Genomic DNA, 17,884 nt, shown 5'->3' on the forward strand with positions numbered 1-17,884 from the left:
AATCATATCACAAAGAATCTATATTCTTGTGAGATAAAACCGCAAAATTGCTTTGTGGCAAAAACAAAACAACAATGGCTCCTGAAAATCCTTACAACACTTATCGTGATCAGTTGGCAACACTGAATGATAGTGGAAAAAGAAGATGGGTTTACGCCCAGAAACCGAAAGGTAAACTTTATAACTACAGAAATATTGTAAGCTATACATTGCTTGCGCTGATGTTCGGCTTACCATTTGTAAAAGTTGGTGGCGAACCTTTGTTTCTTTTAAATGTTCTGGAGCGTAAGTTTATTCTGTTTGGTGTAAGATTCTGGCCACAAGATTTCCACATCTTTCTTTTCTCGATGATTACTCTATTTGTTTTCATCGTATTTTTCACTGTTTCTTACGGTAGAATTTGGTGTGGGTGGACTTGTCCACAAACGGTTTTCATGGAGTTCATATTCAGAAAAATAGAATACTTAATAGAAGGATCTCATCAGGAGCAAAGAAAACTGGATGCTCAATCCTTTAACTTCGAAAAATTCTGGAAGAAAAGCTTAAAGGCAATTCTCTTTTATGCCATCTGTTTTCTTATCACAAATACATTCCTGAGTTACATTATTGGAATAGATGAATTGTGGAAAATCATAAACGATCCCATATCGGAGCATAAAGTTGGTTTTACTGTAGCATTGGCATTCTCAGGAGCTATGTACTTTGTATTCGCAAAACTGCGCGAACAGGTATGTGGAATGATTTGTCCTTACGGAAGATTACAGGGTGTGTTACTTGATTCGAATACTATTGTGGTTGCCTATGACTACAAACGAGGCGAAGAACGTGCACCGCTTGAAGCTGGTGAAGATCGTGAAGAAGAAGGAAAAGGAGATTGTATAGATTGTTATCAGTGTGTAGATGTTTGTCCTACAGGAATTGATGTTCGTGATGGTACACAATTGGAATGTATCAACTGTACTGCTTGTATTGATGAATGTAATTCGGTAATGGAATGGGTTGGAAAACCTAAGGGCTTGATTCGTTTCGATTCTGAGAAGAATATCGCCGAAGGTAAAAAGAACAATTGGCCGGTTCGTAAAATTGCTTATACAATTGTACTTACAGCTTTAATAGGAGTTGTGATTGGCTTGTTTGCTTCAAGAACCGATTTGGAAGCAATTATCCTGCGTACTCCTGGCTTAATGTTCCAACAGCAAGACAATGGTAAAATCAGCAATATGTATAACTTTAAGGTGGTGAACAAAACTACCGAAGAAGTGCCAATTCACTTTAAAATTATGGATCACGAAGGTGAGATTAAGGTAATTGGTGAAGAATTAAAAGCAGATGCAAGCTCAATAAGAGAAGGGGTATTTTTTGCCATACTCCCTAAGTCGGAAATAAAAGGCGATAAAGTACCCATTAGCATTGGAGTATATGCCGATCAGAAATTAATTGAAGAGGTGGAATTAACTTTTGTTGGGCCAAATTAATGGTCTGATAAATATATATAGGGTTAAAAGATGAAGAAATTAAATTGGGGAACAAAGTTGGGAATCATGGCATCGATATATGTTATTGGTGTATTGATTTTTGTAGGATTTAGTACCACTCAAAAGATAAACCTGGTTTCAACGGATTACTATCCTACTGGGGTGAAACATCAGGATAAGATCAATAAAATTAAAAATGCACAGCAGTTAGAAACTCCTATTAGCATTGAACAGGTAGGAGATCAGATTCAAATTACATTTCCTGCTGATATGAAATCGGGTGTAGAAGGCGAGATTATTGTGTATCGACCTGCCGATTACGATTTGGACTTGAAATACAAATTAGCCTTAAACGATAGTGGCGTTCATATTTTAAACACAAATGAACTTCTGCAAGGCAGATACACCATTAAACTGGATTGGGTTCATAATGATGTTCCTTACTATAAGGAAGAGGCGATTTATTTGAGTAAGTAATAACCACTAAGGACACAAAGGTGTTTCACAAAGAACACAATGAGATTATAAAAAGTAAGTATGCAATATCATAAAGAAACAGTGGTAAATAAAAGCAGGGAACAAACTTTTAGGCAAATCCTAAATTGTTGTTTTCGAATTCATACAGCTTTGGGTCCCGGACTTTTAGAGAGCGCATATGAAAAATGTCTCCATTATGAACTTTGTAAATTAGGGTTAAAAGTTGAGCGTCAGAAAGTGCTTCCATTAACTTACGAGAAAGTAGAAATTGAATCAGCATATCGAATAGATTTATTGGTCGAAGATCAAATTATTATCGAAATAAAAGCAACTGAGTCGTTTCACGACTTACATCTTGCACAAACTCTTACTTACATGAAATTATCAGGTTGTAAATTAGGTCTTCTTGTAAATTTTAATGTAAGTAGGATGAAACATGGAATAAAAAGACTTATTCTTTAAAAAATATAATGAAAGTACATTGAGTCCTTTGTGAAACACCTTTGTGCTCTTTGTGGTTAACTGTAAGTAAATTCATGGTATATATATCAGCATTAACACTAGGACTTTTAGGGAGCTTCCACTGCGTTGGAATGTGTGGTCCTATTGCACTAGCAATTCCACTAAAAACAGATTCGTGGTTAGCCAGAATCTTTGGTGGCGTTTTATACAATTTGGGTAGAGCAATTACCTATGCAGTAATGGGAGCCGTATTCGGACTTCTGGGTCGCGGATTGGTGATGAGCGGATTTCAACAATGGGTATCCATTATAATGGGAGCCATCATGATTCTTTCAGTAATCACACCATCTATCTATAAAAATCGATTCAATGCCGATAAAGGGGTATTCTCATTCGTAGGCAAACTAAAAATGTCATTGGGGAAACTATTTGCTCAACGCAGTTATAGTTCATTACTGATGATTGGCTTGCTAAATGGATTATTACCTTGCGGATTGGTATACTTTGCCATTGCAGGTGCTATTGCTACAGGATCATCGGCCAGCGGTAGTTTGTTCATGTTTATATTCGGACTAGGAACTTTACCAATGCTCTTGGCCATTTCTCTTATCGGAAACATGATTACACTGGAACTGCGAAAAAAAATAACCAAACTGATTCCGTATGCAATTGTTTTTATTGGCGTGCTATTCATTCTTCGCGGATTAAGCCTTGGAATTCCATATTTAAGTCCACCAGAAAAAGCAATGACAGTACCTGTTGAAGAAGCTCAACAAGAAAAGCCTTCATGTTGTCATTAAACAAACGACAAACATTCACAAGAGATTGCTCTTGACATGATATTACATCAAAGGTGAGCGGGATGAATCCTTAGCTCACCTTTATGGTTTCTAACCCCTTCCTTATAGAGTCTGATCTCTTCCTGAAAGACATTGAGATCATCTTTATTGCCTCTAATCTTAACTTATATGACTTTGAGATGATCTTGAAAGACTTTGAGTTGACCTTGAAAGACTTTGAGATGAAATTATAAGAGTCTAATCTGAACTTGAAAGATATTGATGTGATCTCAATAGACTCTAAGGTCACCATGAAGGACTTTAAGATGATACCGGAACACTTTCAACTACAAGCAATAGACTTTGAGATGAAATCAATACACATTCTGTTCTAGTATATGGACTTGTTATTTTTATCAATAGATGATATCTTACAAAACTTATTAATTAAGATAGAAAAGATCGAAGCTAGTTTTATATATAAGCCCTTTAATCTCTGAATAAAACCACTACATTATACCAATGATAAAAACATTTTTTAATCCAAAGACTCAAATTTTGGAATCAACATATTCTGGAAAAGTTAGCTTAAATGAAATTGTTGAATACATAAATGAAACCAAGTGTAATCCGAATTACCCAAGAGCATTAAAGATACTGACTTATTGTAGTGATTCTGAAATGACCTTTGGTCCGAATGATATTCCTAAAATTGTTGAAGCCAATAATCAATCACTGGCGAAATACGACAGCATTACAGATGCACTTATCGTGAACAATCCGAACGAAACAGCACTTATCATTTTCTTTCAAATGCTTTCTGAAAATAAAAAATACAAAGTAGATGCTTTCTCAACGGAAGAAGCTGCTATGAATTGGCTACAAAACTCTAATTCTTAATTTTTAGAAATCAACATGGATAAAGTTGAAGAATACATATACAATTTTGAAGGGGAGCAACGAGAAATTCTCTTGCAGCTTCATAACCTGATGCTATCTTTTCCTCATGTTGTTGCCAAGTACCGATACAAAGTTCCGTTTTATTACCGCAAAGCCTGGATTTGTTACCTACTTCCCAATAAGGATGGCACAGTAGACCTATCTTTTACCAGAGCCCAAGAGTTTGCCGACGAAAATAAGCAACTCGATTTCAGAGATAGAAAAATGGTTGGGAGCATTTGCCTTTCCAGGCTCACCGATATCAATCAGGATGTAATGCTTCTCATTCAGGAAGCCCTTTTAATTGATGATACTATACCCTATACTAAAAAGTGGTTCGGTAGAGACAAGAAGTAACTATTCAGTAAAATCCAAAATATCCCCAGGCTTACATTCCAATTCTCGACAAATTGCCTCCAGCGTAGAAAATCGAATTGCCTTTGCCTTACCACTCTTTAGAATCGATAAATTAGCCACAGTAATACCTATACGCTCTGCAAGCTCCTTCGAACTCATTTTGCGCTTAGCAAGCATTACATCCAAGTTTGTTATTATTGGCATATCTATTCTTTTAAATGGTTAGTTCACTTTCTTCTTTTAGCTTTATACCGGCTTTGTAGACTTCCGCAATTACGAAAATAATTAAAATTGGAAACAGATGAGATAAATCCGATAAATCAGGACCATATGAAACCGCTTTACCTCCTATGGATAATTCATCAATAAATAACCATGCAATACAAACTGATTCAACAAAACCGTATATATGAAACCCCAAAGAAATAAAACCAATTCTCTTTATTTTAGAATAGTTTTCAATATCGAAATATTGAACTTCTTTAATACTTTGTGATAAAGATTTAAATATTTCACTCAATAATTTAAATACCCAAGCTACACAGCCATAAGTAATCAATGAACTTATAATATCTAACACTTTATACCAAATCGAATTAACACTTAAACTTATTTCATTGATATTTAAACTAGCATTATTACTAAACTCGCCGTCATTCCATATTTCATATGAAACTGGCAATTTGATATGTGTGCTTAAACTATAGTTTAAAATATCCGAATCTGTTGAGTGATTTATAAGCGGACTAATAACTGATCCTATAATTAGTGCTGCAAACGCCACAACGCTTAAAGAATACATACTCTTAAATACCCAACTCAAGCTATTTATTATTCCTTTTTTCATTTTATTCTTAATTAAAATCTTGCAACACCTATCAAATGGTCAATTCACTATCTTCCTTTAATTGAATTCCTGCTTTGTACACTTCAGCAATCACAAAAATGATTAGTACCATTAAAACCTGACTAAAAATTGAAAAATCAGCAGATACATTAATCACCTTACCTTCTACAATTAATTTATCCAAAATCAGGTATGAGAACAGCCCAGATTTAAAAAATGAATAGACAGAGAATGCCAACAGAAGATATCCTATTTTTTTAATTCGATGATAAGTATCCAAAAGAAAATAACTGCCTTCGGTTTTGGATAAAGCTAAGGAGGTGAAAATCTCTCTTAATAGACTAAATAAGTATACCGTAAAAATCATTATAAGAACCTTATCCAATTCTCCAAATAATTTATATTTCCAATTGCTTATCTTAAAAAACTCCGGTATCATCACATATTCACATTCTCCTTTAAAGGAATCACCACTACTTAGTGTAAATTCGGTAGGCAAGTTTACCATTTCACTTGTAAGGCCAATGCGGAAATCAGCAAACTCATCCGTTTTAAACATATTTATCCCCCCCATAAAAATGACAACTATGAGTCCGATTATTGCAACAATGTGTAAGAGATGAAATAGTGATGATAATTGATTTACAATTTTATTATTTCTTTTCATGGTAGCTTAGATTGATTATGACTACAAACCTAAATAATTATTTTTGTTTTTCAATTCTTTTTTATCGTTTTTCAATAATTTTATTTTCTTTTTCAATAATATCACTTTATAAATCCCCCATAAAATCTACCAATCTAGCACTTTATTATTCCTCGAGAATTATATGTAATTTCGCCTCAAATTTCTGAAGCTAACTGGATAGAAAGCTTTGAATAAACCAAAATATGTGACGAGTTCAAGGCCAGAGAACATTTTAACCCGGAGCAACCTATTGGTTGTGAGGATTTAAATTTTCGATAACGAAGAAATCGTTCATAGTTTGGGATTTTTAATTAGATTTTACAGGATGAAGATACTTATTCAAACTTTCTGAAAATGAACAAACAATCACTTATGGTATATGCCAGTATTGTATTGGCAATGCTTTTTTGGAGTTTCTCATTTGTATGGGTGAAAATTGTGTACTTGGTTTACAATCCAATGACAACAGTTTTGTTACGCCTAATTATTTCATCTGCACTTTTATTCCTTATTGGTAAAGCATTAAAAAGAATTCAAGGCATTCGAAAAAAAGATAGAATGCACTTGGTTTTATTGGCATTTTTTGAGCCATTCCTTTATTTTTTAGGCGAAAGTTTCGGGTTAAAGTTAGTCTCATCAACTTTGGGAGCGGTAATCATTTCAACCATTCCTTTGTTTTCACCTATTGCGGCATATTTCTTTCACAAAGAAAAGGTAAGTCCTAAAATTGTATTGGGAATTTTGTTTTCGGTGGTAGGTGTAGGTGTTATCATTTTCAACAAGCAATTCGATTTGGTTGCTTCGCCTCTGGGAATTGCATTAATGTTTGTTGCTGTTGTTGCAGCAGTTGGCTACTCAATTGTATTAAAAGGTTTGGCTTCAAAATACAATCCGCTTACGCTGATTTCCTATCAAAACTTAATTGGTATAGTTTTCTTTTTACCGTTGTTCCTAAGCTTTGAGTTAAATCATTTTTTGAATGCAAAACCAACAACCGAGGTTTGGATTGCTTTGGTTGAATTGGCAGTTTTTGCTTCTTCCCTGGCATTTATATTTTTCACCTACGGATTAAAACATTTGGGAATTAATAAATCGAATATATTTATCAATGCAATTCCTGTATTTACAGCTATTTTTGCATTTTTTGTATTAAACGAAAGCCTTACATTTCAAAAAATGTTGGGGATTTCAATTGTGATAAGTGGTTTATTCATATCACAAGCCAAACTTAAATTCTCAAAAGTTAAGAAGTAATTTCATGAGCAAAATAAAGATTGATTTAGAGCTGTTGAAGGTAAAAGCTAAGAATACCGAAAGCGATACCAAAGAGTTTTTTGCCAAACTGAAAAAGAAGAAACCAAAACAATTGGATACAATTGTTCATGCACTTCACGATGAAGTCTTCGAAGAGTTAGATTGTCTTGAATGTGCCAATTGTTGCAAGAGCATTAGTCCTATCATCATCGATAAAGACATTGAACGTTTGGCAAAGCATTTGCGAATGAAACCATCAGAAGTAATCGATCAATACCTGGAAATGGATAATGACAACGACTATGTATTTCGCAAAGCTCCTTGCCCATTCCTAATGCCCGATAATTACTGTATGGTATACGAAAGTCGACCAAGAGCTTGTCGTGAATATCCACATACCGATAGAAAACGCTTTTACCAGATATTAAATCTCACATTGAAAAATACTCATTACTGCCCTGCTGTTTACGAGGTAACCGATCGATTGAAAAAGAAAAAAGATCAATTGTAAACTTTATTATTATAAATTTCAATTCGGATTTATATCTTTAGATTTCCTAAAATTAAACATGAACAGATCTCTTGTAATATATCTAATTCTATTCCTTTCCAGTCTTCAGGCATTCAGTCAGTCGGCCGGAGAGAATATCTATGAATTCCTAAACTTGGGAAGTTCTGCTCGTGTTGCGGCTTTAGGGGGAGATCAAATCGCTTTGGGAAATGTGGATGCCGATTATGCCTTTTACAACCCAGCCGCTTTACATCCTGAATTGGATCAGTCTATCAATTTGAACTATGTAAGTTATTTGGCCGATATCAATTACGGATATGCTTCCTATACAAAAAACTATAAAGGCATTGGTACATTCTCACTTGGAATGCACTACGTAAATTACGGCAAGTTTACCGAGGCCGACGAGCTTGGTGATATCACAGGTAACTTTAAGGCATCAGACTATGCGCTATTTATTAGTTACGGTAAACAGATTAACGAAAACTTAAGGGTAGGCTTAACGCTAAAACCCATTTATTCCTCTTTAGAAAAATACAGTTCTTTTGGTTTAGCTACGGATTTAGCCATTATTTACGATAGTTCCGATAAACTTTTTAGAGCATCATTGGTAGCACGAAATTTTGGATACCAGGTAAAACCATATTATGGCTCGCACCGTGAAGATTTGCCTAATGAAATACTCATTGGAATGAGTACAAAGTTACAGCACGCTCCTTTCCGATTTGCCATTACCTATCGTCATTTGGAAAAATTCAATCAATCGTATCAATCCGATTTAGATAAAGTTGATGACGCTTTTTCCAACCAATCATCGGAAGATGGTTTTGTTGACAAAGCATTAAAACATTTCATTCTTGGTGCAGAATTTCTTCCAACAAAAAATTTCGCAGTTCGCTTGGGTTATAACTTTCAGCGCCGCGATGAATTGGCAGTAGAAGAAAAAAAATCAACTGTAGGTTTCACTTGGGGTTTTGGCTTCAAAGTTTCTCGATTTCGTATCAACTTTGCTTCTGCAAAATATCATCTTGCCGGATCAAGCAATCATTTTTCTGTTAGTACGAGACTTAGCGACTTTAATTTCAGATAAAACCATTCTCATGGAAGCTGCATTGCAATCGTTTACAGACGACTAGGCTACATTTTTAGATCACTAATCCTATTTTTGATCGATTTTCTTACTACTTTTGTACGCAATTGCACAAAATTTTCCAGCAATACTAAAGAATGAATATATCTGATAAGAAATTAATTATAGCTATCGACGGACACTCATCGTGTGGTAAAAGCACAGTAGCCAAAGATTTAGCAAAAAAAATAAATTACACTTACATCGACAGTGGAGCAATGTATAGAGTGGTAACACTTTTTGCAATGCGAAACGCTCTAATAAATAACGAGAAAGTAGATGAGAACAAACTAAGTCATTTAATCGATCAAGTTTCTATATCATTTCAATACAATGACGAAAAACAACGTCATGAGACTTTTTTAAATGGTGAATTGGTTGAAGATGAAATTCGTTCTTTGGATGTATCAAACAACGTAAGCTTGATTGCAAAAATTAAGTTTGTTCGTGAAAAGATGGTTGCTTTTCAGCGTGAGTTGAGCAAAGGAGGCGGTGTTATAATGGATGGCAGAGACATAGGAACCGTAGTATTTCCGAATGCCGAATTGAAAATTTTCATGACTGCCGATGTTGAAGTAAGAGCAATCCGTCGCTATAAAGAACTTAAGGATAAAGGCGAAGAAATATCATTAGATGATATTCGTGAAAATGTGAAGAAGAGAGACTTTATCGATGAAAACAGAGATGAAAGTCCGTTGCGTAAAGCTGAAGATGCTATCGTTCTTAACAATAGCAAACTTAGCAAAGAAGAACAATTAGACTGGATTGTTGAAAGAATGAACGAAGTCGTTTAATTATCTTTAAGAGAGAAGAAAGAAATGAAGATTGAAATCGATCCTAATGCTGGTTTTTGTTTTGGCGTAGTAAATGCCATAAACAAAGCTGAAGAAAATTTAAGTAAAGATGATCAACTATATTGTATTGGCGATATCGTTCATAACAGTATTGAGGTAAATCGTCTAAATGATTTAGGATTACAAACAATCGAGCATGATGAGTTCAAAGGAATAAAGGAAAGGAAAGTACTGTTTCGCGCACATGGCGAACCACCTTCATCTTATCGCATTGCAAAAAAGAATAAGATTGATATTGTTGATGCCACTTGTCCGGTAGTTTTAAACCTTCAAAAAAGAATTAAGAAGTCATTCCGCGAACTTAAAAAGGTAAATGGCCAAATTCTAATTTACGGAAAAAAAGGCCATGCCGAAGTAAACGGATTGGTAGGTCAAACCAGTGGAAAGGCAATTGTTATTGAAACAACAAAAGACCTAAAATCGGTTAATCCTGACTTGCCATCAGAATTGTTCTCACAAACAACCAAAACTCTTGAAGGGTTTAATTTGCTTCGCGAAGAATTACAAAAAATAATGAAGGCTCCATTTAAAGCTCATGACACAATATGTCGTAAAGTTGCAAATCGAGTACCTTTAATTAAAGAGTTTGCGCAAAAACATGATGTAATTGTTTTCGTAAGCGGAAAGAAAAGTTCTAATGGAAAATTACTATTCGATGTTTGCAAAGGCATAAATCGAAATAGCTATTTCATATCAGAACCGCAGGATATTGATGTTAGTTGGTTTGCCAATGCAAAATCAGTTGGTGTTAGTGGAGCAACATCTACTCCTGGTTGGTTAATGAACGAAATTACTGAGAAAATCAAACTTGAAAATAAAATAAATATTAGCATGTCAAGAATTAAGAAAATTGGTGTACTTACATCAGGAGGTGATGCTCCAGGCATGAACGCGGCGATTCGAGCAGTTGTTCGCACTGCAATCTTCAACAAACTTGAAATTGTAGGTATCAAACAAGGTTATGAAGGCCTTATTAATGGTGATTTCAAGAAAATGAAATCTCACGATGTAAGTAACATCCTGCAAAAAGGAGGTACTATTCTTCGTTCGGCAAGAAGCGAGGAGTTTAGAACCGTAGAGGGAAGACAGAAAGCTTATCAGCAAATGCTTGATAACAAAATCGATGCTTTAGTGGTAATCGGTGGTGATGGTACTTTTTCGGGAGCTCGTATCTTTACACAAGAGCACGATATTCCGGTTGTTGGTATCCCAGGAACCATTGATAACGACTTGTATGGTACTGACTATACAATTGGTTACGATACTGCAATCAATACAGTAATCGATGCTGTTGATAAAATTCGTGATACTGCAAGTGCTCACAACCGTTTATTCTTTATTGAAGTAATGGGGCGTGATGCTGGTTTTATCGCATTGCGTAGTGGTATTGCAACTGGTGCTGAGGCTATTTTGATACCTGAGAAAGAAACTCACGCTAAAGAATTGCAAGCTTACCTTGAAAAAGGTTATAAAGAGCACAAATCAAGTGGTATTGTTATTGTTGCCGAAGGTGATAAGTCGGGTGGTGCATATACAATTGCCAAAGAAATTGAAAAAGAACATCCTGAATATGACATTCGTGTGTCAGTACTTGGTCACATGCAGCGTGGTGGTTCTCCATCAGCATTCGACCGTGTAACTGCTTCTACTTTGGGTGTTGCTGCCGTTGATGCATTATTGGATGATCAAAAAAGTATAATGGTAGGAATGGTTCACGGTGATGTAACTCACGTTCCTTTCAACAAAACCATTAAAAACAAGAAGAAAGTTAAGGATACATACCTACGTATCAACGAAATTCTTTCTATCTAATTAAAATTTGCGACAGCTTTTGTTCAAGTTATATTTCTTCTGATTGAGATTCCTGCCTTGGGATTTCAATCAGAACTAATAACTTTGGGGAAAATGCCTCAAAAATGAACAATAACCTAAATTTCGCAGATATTATACTGCCACTTCCATTGGCCGGTGTTTATACTTATTCTATTCCAGATGAGTTTAAAAACCAAATGGCCATTGGGAAAAGGGTAGTTGTTCCGTTAGGCACAAAAAAACTGTACACAGGCATTGTTCAAGCACTTCACAATAATGCCCCTGCCGATTACAAGGTAAAAGACATATTATCTTGTTTGGATGACTTTCCGGTAATTAATAATTTTCAATTAAAATTTTGGGATTGGATATCGCAATACTATCAATCAGTATTGGGCGATGTGTACAAGGCTGCCATACCTTCTGGTTTAAAATTGGAGAGCCAAACAAAAATTATCCTTAACGAAGAATTTGTTGCTGATAATGCTCTAAGTAAAACCGAAGATCAAATCCTAAACATTTTAAGCAAATCGAAAGATGTTAGTATTGCCAGCTTAAATCAAGCAACAGGATTAAAAAATACACTTCCACAAATAAAGTCACTACTTGACAAAGGTGCTGTTGTGATAGAAGAGCACATTTCATCTGGATACAAAGAGAAAAAACAAGAATTTGTTAGTCTGCATTCCAATTTCACAGAGGAAGAAATTGGTGAAATATTAAATGGATTGAAGCGTGCAAAAAAACAACAAGAATTACTTTACTCTTATCTAAATCTTTCCAAGCATTATTTTGAAGAGAAACCAGAGAAAGTTAGCAGCAATGAACTTTTAAAATCTGTTGATTGTTCGAGAGCAATATTAAAATCGTTGGTAGATAAGAATATTTTAAAGTTTTACTTCGAAAAATTAGACCGATTAGATCTGAGTTCAATCAATACTACAGGATTAAAGGAGTTAAACCCACATCAAGAAATTGCAATAAATGAAATTCGGGACAACTTCGAACACAAAAATTGCGTGCTTTTGCATGGTGTAACTTCTAGTGGTAAAACCGAGATCTATATTCATTTAATTGAAGAACAATTAAAACTTGGAAAACAAGTTCTTTACTTACTACCTGAAATTGCCCTAACCACTCAAATCATTAACCGTTTAAAGTCAGTATTTGGCAATAAGGTTGGTGTTTACCATTCAAAATTCAACGATTCAGAACGAGTTGAGATATACAATAACGTATTAGAAAATAAAACTGATAAAGCCTACCAAGTAATCTTGGGCGTTCGGTCATCTGTTTTTCTTCCTTTCAATAATTTAGGATTGATTATTATTGATGAAGAACATGAAAACACCTACAAACAATTTGATCCTGCTCCAAGATATCATGCACGAGATGCAGCTTTATATCTTGCCAATTTACATGGCGCAAAAACCCTTTTGGGAACTGCAACTCCTGCGGTAGAAAGCTATTATAATGCTCAAACAGGCAAATACGGTTTGGTGGAATTATTTAAAAGATACCAGGAAATTGAAATGCCAGAAATCATTGTTGCTGATATTAAAGAAGCGAGAAGAAGGAAAATGATGAAATCTATTTTTTCTCCAGAATTAATGTCACACATGACTGAAAGTTTGGAAAACAAAGAACAAATCATCTTATTTCAAAACAGAAGAGGATATGCTCCATATTTGGAATGCAAGTCTTGTGGATGGGTTCCTCATTGTCCAAATTGCTCTGTAAGTCTTACTTATCATCGTCATAACAATTTATTGGTTTGTCATTATTGTGGTCATGGCATGACTCCTCCAAACAATTGTGAGCACTGTGGCTCATCTGGTTTGGAAGACAGAGGATTCGGAACAGAAAAAATTGAAGAAGAACTTCTCTCCTATTTTCCTGAAGCCAAAGTTGGCAGAATGGATTTGGATACAACCAGAAAGAAAAATGCATACGAAAAACTAATTTATCAATTCGAAAAGCATGAGTTGGATATCTTGGTTGGAACACAAATGGTTTCGAAAGGTTTGGATTTTGACAATGTTGGTTTGGTAGGAATTTTAAATGCCGATTCTATGCTCAATTATCCAGATTTTAGAGCATATGAAAGAAGTTTTCAGATGATGGCACAGGTTTCAGGCCGTGCAGGTAGAAAAAAGAAAAGAGGCAAAGTATTGATTCAAACCTATACACCTGAACATGAAATTATCAAAAACGTTGTTAAGAATGATTATTTTGAGATGTATTCTTCACAGATTGCAGAGCGTAAAGAATATATCTATCCTCCATTTTATCGCTTAATCAACATTAGTTTAAAACACAAGAATCAACGTTTGGTTAACGAAGCTGCCAATTATTTTGCCAACTCTCTTCGTAAAATTTTCGGAATTAGAGTTTTTGGTCCTCAATCTCCAGTGATAAATCGAATTCAAAATTCATTTATTGTGAATATTCTATTAAAAATTGAAAAGAAAAGTTCACCTGCAAAAGCCAAATGGATTCTGAATCAACAAGCAAATTTCTTGAAGGAGATTGAAAAATTTAAAAGCATACAAATCAATTTTGATGTGGATCCAATGTAAAGCTAAAGGAGTTAAGTGTTAAAAAAACATAAGGATTTTCTTTCGTGTTAACCAACAAACGAATTTGTTTATCTTTGCTTAAATAATCTCGAAAATCGAATTATTGTGAACAAAACTGAACTTGAAAAAACTTTTGAGAGTTTTTCCGATTATAATGTCCTAATTATTGGTGATGTAATGGTGGATGCCTATGTTTGGGGCAAGGTTGACCGAATCTCACCTGAGGCTCCTGTACCAATTGTTTCCTGTGTTAATCGAGAAAGCCGACTGGGTGGTGCCGCCAATGTAGCTCTGAATATCAAATCTATGGGTGCGAATCCAATTCTTTGTTCTGTAATTGGTAGTGATGAAAAAGGAAAAGAATTCTTAAACCTTCTTACCGAAATTCAAGATGAGCAGTCTGGAGTTGTTGTAAGCGATCACCGAAGAACAACAGTCAAAACCAGATTCATTAGTGATAATCAACACATTATTCGTGTAGATGAAGAAGACACCCACGAGTTAGCAGACGAGATTGAAGCTGAATTTATCCACCATATCAAAAATTTGATTAACAAGAATGAAATTCATGCTGTTATTTTTGAAGATTACGATAAAGGAGTTATCACCAAAAAAGTAATTGACGAAATTACTGAGCTTACAAACGATAAAAACATTCCAATTCTTGTTGATCCTAAAAAGCGTCACTATTCAGATTATAGAAACGTAACCTTATTCAAACCTAACTTTAAAGAATTTGTTGAAGGTTCAAACCTTAATCTCGAAAAAGGCAATATTGAAGGATTATTTGCGGAAGCTAAAAAATTCCAGAATAAAATGGGTATTAGCAAGTTGTTAATAACACTTTCTGAGCTTGGTGTTTTTATTAGTAATGACGATACATTCGAACATATTCCAGCGGTGGTTCGTGAAATTGCAGATGTTTCGGGTGCTGGTGATACTGTAATTAGTGTTGCAACACTTTGTGTAGCGGCAGGCATGAATGCGAAAGAGATTGCTGCAATTTCGAATTTAGCTGGTGGAATTGTATGTGAAATTCCTGTAGTTGTACCAATCAAAAAAGAACAATTGCTTAAAGAAAGCATTAAATTATTCGCACAAGTTTAAAATCATTTAAACTGTTATTTTCGATTATGAAAATAATTGATATTAAAGAAGTTGATTTTAGAACATTTTCTGAAATCAAACAAGTAATATGTTGATAATTTATTGGTTTCTGTTTGTATTTTAGAATGACTCAAAATTTTAAATGTCGCTTAAAATTGTATCTTTGAAACTACATCAAAAAATTTAATTTAAATCCTTGTAATAAGAATTGTTTATGGCTAAAATTATTGCTCTGGCGAACCAAAAAGGAGGGGTTGGGAAAACCACAACGGCTATCAACCTGGCTTCGAGCCTTGCCGTTTTGGAATATAAGGTACTGATTATTGATGCTGATCCACAGGCTAATTCAACATCAGGAATAGGTTATGATGTTCGTTCTATCGAGAATAGCATTTATGAATGTATAGTTGACGGAATTAATCCAAAAGAGGCAGTTCTTACAAGTGATATTGAAGGTTTTGATATTATTCCTTCTCATATTGATTTGGTTGGTGCTGAAATTGAAATGCTTAACCTATCAAATCGTGAAAAGATTCTTTCTAAGGTTTTAGAAAAAGTTAGCCCTGATTACGATTTTATTTTGATAGACTGTTCTCCATCTTTAGGCTTAATCACTGTTAACGCACTTACTGCTGCAGATTCAGTTATCATTCCTGTTCAGTGTGAATATTTTGCATTGGAAGGTCTTGGAAAACTTTTAAACACAATTAAAATCATTCAATCTCGTTTAAATACCGAATTGGAAATTGAAGGCTTCCTTTTAACCATGTACGATAGCCGTTTAAGATTATCAAACCAGGTAGTTAGCGAAGTAAGAAAGCATTTTCAGGATATGGTATTTGAAACCATTATCCAACGTAACACCAAACTTGGAGAAGCACCAAGTTACGGAAAACCTGCAATTCTTTACGATGCAGACTCGGCAGGTGCAATTAATTACTTAAATTTGGCCCGCGAATTGTTGCAGAACAACAACATGACCAAAATGAGTAATAAAGAAAAGATTATCAGCGAATAATAAAACATTGAAAGAGTAACATGGCAAAAAAAAGCGCATTAGGAAGGGGATTAGGTGCATTAATCGACGACGTTGATGAAGTACAGGCAAAACCAGAAAAAAGTATAAGCAACGAAATTGAAATTTCAAAAATCGAAGCCAATCCTTACCAACCTAGAACAAAATTTGACGAGGAAGCTTTAAATGAACTTGCCCAATCTATTAAAGAATTAGGTATTGTGCAGCCGCTAACAGTGCGAAAAATCAATAACAATTCTTACCAGCTTATTGCCGGGGAACGACGTTTTAGAGCTGCTAAAATTGCGGGTTTAAACAGTGTTCCTGTATATATTCGCCTTGCTGATGACGATAAAATGTTGGAATTGGCATTGGTTGAAAATATCCAACGCGAAGATCTTGATTCTATTGAAGTTGCCATTAGTTACCAAAGATTAATTGATGAAATTAAACTAACACAGGAGAGTTTATCCGAACGTGTCGGAAAAAAACGCTCCACCATATCCAACTATTTACGATTACTTAAACTACCTGCCGAAATTCAGAAAGGAATTCGCGAGAAAAGGCTTCTTATGGGGCATGCAAGAGCTCTTGTAAATGTTGACGATCCTAAATCTCAGCTTGACATTTTTAAGCTAACCGTTGAGAATGATTTCTCAGTGCGTAAAGTTGAGGAGTTGGTTCGTGAATTAAACAAAGGCAGTAAGGATAAAAAAGCTCCTTCCAAAACTTCATTGCCTAAAGAGTATGAGTCATTAAAAGACCATCTTTCACAACATTTTAAAACTAAAGTTGATTTAAAGCGTACCAATAACGGTAAAGGAAAAATCATTATCCCATTTAAATCGGATGATGATTTAGAGCGTATTTTAGCCGTTATGGATCAAATGAATTCGTAAATAGTAACACATAAAACAATTAAAATTGAACAATTTACGCCCACTTTTAAATACAGTGGCGGTATTGCTTGTTTTAATCTTTGCTGGAAACTCAAAAGTTCAGGCTCAGAAATTTACAGCTGATACCGTGCAGGTGGAATCAAGTGTTAAAATACACTCTCCTCATAAGGCTACAATGTATTCGGTAATTCTGCCAGGTTTAGGTCAGGCATATAATAAAAAGTACTGGAAAATCCCTATCCTTTACGCTGGAATTGGTGCTACCATTTACGCGATTAACTGGAATACCAAAAACTTTAACAAATACAAGGATGGATTTAGGGATTTTTCTCTATACTATGACTATAAATATCAGTCTCCTGATTTAGAAACTCCAATTCCTGAACCTGATTCGAAAAGTTATGAAGGCCTTTACACTGATGGATTTGACTTTGAAAATTCTTCAGCTACTTTTGATAACTGGTTCAAAACACAATTACAAAACAATAAAGACTCATACAAACACGACAGAGATCTCAGCTATATCATTTTAGCCGGAGTTTACGTATTAAATATCATTGATGCTGCCGTTGATGCACATTTAATGAATTTTAATGTGAACGAAGAACTTACTATTAGGGTAGAACCTGCAGTAAGCTACTCAGCCTTTACGGGCAATACGCTTGGATTTAGATGCCAAATTACTTTTTAGACGAGAGAG

19 protein-coding genes are annotated in these 17,884 nt (G+C 34.8%); 16 read left to right on the forward strand and 3 right to left on the reverse strand.

All coding sequences use genetic code 11. The features are described 5' to 3' along the window. Positions 1–74 precede the first annotated feature (74 nt). The 6 genes from ccoG (at position 75) to DF185_RS12635 (ending at position 4,489) form a co-directional block, all read left to right on the forward strand. The gene (gene ccoG, locus DF185_RS12610) at positions 75–1,475 is read left to right on the forward strand and encodes a cytochrome c oxidase accessory protein CcoG (RefSeq protein WP_110361108.1); all 1,401 of its coding nucleotides are present in this window, start codon (positions 75–77) and stop codon (positions 1,473–1,475) included. 30 nt (positions 1,476–1,505) lie between these two features. Further along, positions 1,506–1,952: a FixH family protein gene (locus tag DF185_RS12615; RefSeq protein ID WP_110361109.1), complete on the forward strand. Its 447-nt coding sequence runs from the start codon at positions 1,506–1,508 to the stop codon at positions 1,950–1,952. A gap of 60 nt (positions 1,953–2,012) precedes the next feature. Beyond that, complete coding sequence (locus DF185_RS12620) at positions 2,013–2,414, forward strand: GxxExxY protein (RefSeq protein ID WP_110361110.1); 402 nt, start codon at positions 2,013–2,015, stop codon at positions 2,412–2,414. A 74-nt stretch (positions 2,415–2,488) separates the two neighbouring features. Further along, the gene (locus tag DF185_RS12625) at positions 2,489–3,214 is read left to right on the forward strand and encodes a sulfite exporter TauE/SafE family protein (protein WP_110361111.1); all 726 of its coding nucleotides are present in this window, start codon (positions 2,489–2,491) and stop codon (positions 3,212–3,214) included. 501 nt (positions 3,215–3,715) lie between these two features. After that, a complete protein-coding gene (locus DF185_RS12630) occupies positions 3,716–4,093 on the forward strand; it encodes a hypothetical protein (protein ID WP_110361112.1) in 378 nt (125 codons plus the stop codon). Between the two features lie 15 nt (positions 4,094–4,108). Then, entirely contained in the window at positions 4,109–4,489 is a 381-nt protein-coding gene (locus tag DF185_RS12635; protein ID WP_110361113.1) for a DUF1801 domain-containing protein, read from the forward strand. On the opposite strand, the gene DF185_RS12640 is transcribed toward DF185_RS12635, so the two are convergent. From DF185_RS12640 to DF185_RS12650, 3 genes are read right to left on the reverse strand one after another with little or no spacing between them, the layout of a single operon-like run. Further along, positions 4,490–4,693, reverse strand: a complete 204-nt coding sequence (locus DF185_RS12640; RefSeq protein WP_110361114.1) for a helix-turn-helix domain-containing protein — start codon at positions 4,691–4,693, stop codon at positions 4,490–4,492. 10 nt (positions 4,694–4,703) lie between these two features. Then, positions 4,704–5,336, reverse strand: a complete 633-nt coding sequence (locus DF185_RS12645; RefSeq protein ID WP_110361115.1) for a DUF2975 domain-containing protein — start codon at positions 5,334–5,336, stop codon at positions 4,704–4,706. 31 nt (positions 5,337–5,367) lie between these two features. Continuing rightward, positions 5,368–6,003 (reverse strand): DUF2975 domain-containing protein, encoded by a 636-nt coding sequence (locus tag DF185_RS12650; protein ID WP_110361116.1) that lies wholly within the window; start codon positions 6,001–6,003, stop codon positions 5,368–5,370. Between the two features lie 375 nt (positions 6,004–6,378). Between DF185_RS12650 and DF185_RS12655 the strand changes: the two genes are divergently transcribed. From DF185_RS12655 to DF185_RS12700, 10 genes are all read left to right on the forward strand, one after another. After that, positions 6,379–7,278: a DMT family transporter gene (locus DF185_RS12655; RefSeq protein WP_110361117.1), complete on the forward strand. Its 900-nt coding sequence runs from the start codon at positions 6,379–6,381 to the stop codon at positions 7,276–7,278. A gap of 4 nt (positions 7,279–7,282) precedes the next feature. Beyond that, on the forward strand, positions 7,283–7,789 hold the full coding sequence (locus DF185_RS12660) for a YkgJ family cysteine cluster protein (protein WP_243421772.1): 507 nt from the start codon (positions 7,283–7,285) through the stop codon (positions 7,787–7,789). Positions 7,790–7,847: 58 nt separating this feature from the next. After that, complete coding sequence (gene porQ, locus DF185_RS12665; protein ID WP_110361118.1) at positions 7,848–8,879, forward strand: type IX secretion system protein PorQ; 1,032 nt, start codon at positions 7,848–7,850, stop codon at positions 8,877–8,879. A 137-nt stretch (positions 8,880–9,016) separates the two neighbouring features. Beyond that, positions 9,017–9,712 carry a (d)CMP kinase gene (gene cmk, locus DF185_RS12670; protein WP_110361119.1) on the forward strand — a complete coding sequence of 232 codons (696 nt, stop codon included), beginning with the start codon at positions 9,017–9,019 and terminating at the stop codon, positions 9,710–9,712. 24 nt (positions 9,713–9,736) lie between these two features. Further along, entirely contained in the window at positions 9,737–11,584 is a 1,848-nt protein-coding gene (gene pfkA / locus DF185_RS24075) for a 6-phosphofructokinase (RefSeq protein ID WP_110361120.1), read from the forward strand. A gap of 104 nt (positions 11,585–11,688) precedes the next feature. Continuing rightward, positions 11,689–14,163 carry a replication restart helicase PriA gene (gene priA, locus DF185_RS12680; protein WP_110361121.1) on the forward strand — a complete coding sequence of 825 codons (2,475 nt, stop codon included), beginning with the start codon at positions 11,689–11,691 and terminating at the stop codon, positions 14,161–14,163. A 105-nt stretch (positions 14,164–14,268) separates the two neighbouring features. Next, positions 14,269–15,270, forward strand: a complete 1,002-nt coding sequence (locus tag DF185_RS12685; RefSeq protein WP_207784643.1) for a bifunctional heptose 7-phosphate kinase/heptose 1-phosphate adenyltransferase — start codon at positions 14,269–14,271, stop codon at positions 15,268–15,270. 214 nt (positions 15,271–15,484) lie between these two features. Continuing rightward, on the forward strand, positions 15,485–16,288 hold the full coding sequence (locus DF185_RS12690; protein ID WP_110361122.1) for a ParA family protein: 804 nt from the start codon (positions 15,485–15,487) through the stop codon (positions 16,286–16,288). 20 nt (positions 16,289–16,308) lie between these two features. After that, a complete protein-coding gene (locus tag DF185_RS12695; RefSeq protein ID WP_110361123.1) occupies positions 16,309–17,184 on the forward strand; it encodes a ParB/RepB/Spo0J family partition protein in 876 nt (291 codons plus the stop codon). Between the two features lie 25 nt (positions 17,185–17,209). Then, positions 17,210–17,875 (forward strand): DUF5683 domain-containing protein, encoded by a 666-nt coding sequence (locus tag DF185_RS12700; protein ID WP_133250031.1) that lies wholly within the window; start codon positions 17,210–17,212, stop codon positions 17,873–17,875. Positions 17,876–17,884 lie beyond the last annotated feature (9 nt).

It is taken from the genome of Marinifilum breve, from assembly GCF_003202155.1.
In the GTDB taxonomy this organism is placed as follows: Bacteria; Bacteroidota; Bacteroidia; order Bacteroidales; family Marinifilaceae; genus Marinifilum; species Marinifilum breve.